Annotated in this window: 2 protein-coding genes; both read right to left on the reverse strand. The window is 37.9% G+C overall.

Annotation, left to right across the window (positions count from 1 at the left end; all coding sequences use genetic code 11):
• Positions 1-413, reverse strand: a 413-nt coding sequence (locus tag JHC35_RS08615) for a DNA polymerase (protein WP_295044269.1), incomplete at its 3' end; no start/stop codon positions are given.
• A gap of 56 nt (positions 414-469) precedes the next feature.
• A partial coding sequence (locus JHC35_RS08620) for a DNA polymerase (protein ID WP_295044271.1) occupies positions 470-3,089 on the reverse strand: 2,620 nt, incomplete at its 5' end.

Raw genomic sequence — 3,089 nt, forward strand, 5'->3', positions numbered from 1 at the left:
TATGCTGAATAGACTCGAATGAGTTTATATCCATGTTGAATTGCAACTTTAATTTCTTCAGAAAACCATGTTCCCGTGATACATCTTTCTTCATCTGAATGACTGCAATATTCGCTTTTCCTTGGTTCTTCTGATGCGCAGCATTTGCAAAGGGCAAACAATAGTTTTTTATCTTTTCCAAATTTGAAGGGTAATACGGGAATGTAGAGATTTCGAGGAGGTAATATTTTGCAGTATATGAAACCAAATAGCCTTGTTGGCAAAGAGTTGAGCGGTCCGAAATTGTTGGAAATAAATTGTGGGTGTCCGATAGGATACTTGCAAGTGGCATTGACGTATGGATACAGTGACACGATGTCGGCGTAGTTCATTTTTGTTTTTTTATCGTCAACGAGTAGATTGAATGCTTCCACTCGACCTCCAAAAAATGACTCGTGAGGGTTCAAGGGTTTGAATTCGCCTTCGTGATTTAGAAGGAAATTTTGAATGTCTGGATTTGTTTTTTGAGAGTTCCACTCACACTCCCAAATTGAAATAATCTCATACCCCATGATTCGTAGCCGAGTTTCGCGACTCTTTGTATTTTATACACTTGGTCAAAAGTATAGCCATACAAACTGTGTAGCGCTGACCGTTTTGGAAAGCATTTTTTGCACCCGTGATAGTAACATCCGTAGAATTCGTAAACTGATTTGGCATCTTCGTCCAAGCCGTCTACCCTAATGTTTCCAATGATATGAGCTTCTCCCGTAGGACTATTTCCAACGTGGCTTATTTTCTTTCCTTGGGACGATTGAATGTAATTCAACCATTCGAGACTCGCGCTTGAGTAGTTTTGAATATCTAAATATCCTCCAGGAGGTATCGCGCCGATGGTATTCCACGGCATGTGGTCCACTTTGTAAACAGCATTGCACAGCTGAGGTAAAGTTAAATATTGAAAGGGATCACAACCTTGATTTGTGAGATTGAGTATCATTTCACGAAAGACCCAGCATCCTTCTTGAAGTGTTTCTACGTCTTGGATGCAATATTCTTTGAGTTCTTTTTCAAAATTGAAAATGTAGTCTGATTGGGAGTATTCATCATACCATTTTTTAAATATTTTGTATGTTGTCTCATTCATGGTATGAGTTCCATAATCTTTTTCTGGAGGCATTTCTCCAATGTGTTTGAAGTTTTCTTCACGTATGAAGTAGTGAGGAAAAAATCCTTTCTTGTATTCTTCTTTCAATCCTAAGGCTTTTTGAAAACCTGCAAGACCCATTGGTAGAAAATTGAAAGAGTCTATGATTCGAATTTGAAATCCCGGGACAATTATGCTCATAATTTTTCGTCCTTTCAAAATCACTTTAGGTTTAATTCCTCGTTCAGCAAGAAAGCGTAACAAGAACGAACCATCATATCCTTGCATGTTATGGGCGATAATCGTGTAATGTTTGAACTTTTGCGAAAAAATGAATTCGCCTACATCATTTGTTACATTGAATCCAATACCGAATGATTTTTCCTGCCACGGAGACTGTACCGTAAGATCGCACCAATTTTTTGTAATTTCATATTCTTCATCGTACCATTTCAGATGACAGAAAATAGGAATGTGAACATTGGTTGTTTGTTCTGATTCAAAGTCCAAAAATAAGTATTTTTTTGAGACTGGCTTGTATTTTCCTTTTTGTAGGTAACATCGGTGAAGAGGGTCCACACTGACTTTGCATACGGGACATTTTTTTTGACATACGTGATGTTTTCTAATTTCGTCATTTGTTTCAAGAATACCATTCGATTTTATCTCTCTTTTCACGGATACATAGCACGTTAGACAGAAATAGAGTTTGCGACATTCCGTGCTTTTTTCATGAGCTTTTTTACAATTGTCACTGCGGTATCTCACGTTACAGTTATTACAACACTCCGAACGTACTATGAAGGTTTCATCATAATTGCATGCGCGATCGCAACAGGCGTAACACCAATTTTCAATGTCAACGCATTTGTGTCGTCTTTTTTGATTATAGGCAACATTGCATGTTGCACAAAAATATGCGGCGTTGAAAAAAGCTTTTACATTTCCAATTGTATGAAAGTGATAATTGTTTTTTTCATCGAGTACTCGGTATAGATAAATTGGAGGCAGATCACTTGATTGCGGATTTTCTTTCACTCCATCGTAAATAAACTCATTGAATAAATCCCGGGCGATTATCTTAATGTTGAGTCCGAGAATATTTTCAAAACACTGCGCTTCTTTGTAGCCGCATTTTTTTTTCGGTGAAATGTTCGCCATGTTACACAATTCCAGTGCTTTTCGGTATTGTATGGTGCACCGTCCGTGGTTTCTTCTGACGCTTTCAAAAAGTTTTTTAAAATTTTTGGAAGTTGGATTAAGGTCAACACGTTGCTTTGCAATACCGACGATAATGGCTCGAGCCATACACATATTGTCATCTAGATTTTTAATTTGAATGATGCTACGTCGCGCGTTGCAGTACAGCTCTGTGCAACTGTTTTTGTATTTATAAACACCGCCTGCACCATCTACAGAATTGCAGGTTTTGAAATGTTTTATGTCAATTCGGATGTTATTGGCCAAATCTAGGCTGTTGCCAGATATTGATGCTTTTTGTACAGTTGATAAAATGAAGGATACATGAAAATCCTTTACAGGAACACACGGCGTACATATAGCCGTTGTGGTATCCGACCAAATGACTGCCTGAATTTGATCGTCATCTTGGGCATGCAAATTTTTTACCGCATTGTCAAGTAATGTTTTGAAAGAAGCCATAACGTCAATAAGGCTGACAATTTGAGGAGGCGCTGATAATTGATACTCGATAATTATCAAATGGCTGTTTAAGATTTCTCGTTTGTTGATAAGAGTTAGTGTTAATCCGTTGCGTAACGTTAATGGAGCGTCAGAATCCAATTCAGGTTCCAATACGAGCGGAGTTGCGGCATCATTAGGGTTTAATGTGATTCCGCTATTTAAGTGAACCTCATCGTCAGGATCAGCGTCAAGTTTTAACGGTTCTTCTTCTTCTTCTTTTCTGTCATCGTTTAGTGTATTTGGCAATTTCAGCGAATTG

The sequence above is a fragment of the Sulfuricurvum sp. genome (assembly GCF_022759005.1).
Classification (GTDB): domain Bacteria; phylum Campylobacterota; class Campylobacteria; order Campylobacterales; family Sulfurimonadaceae; genus Sulfuricurvum.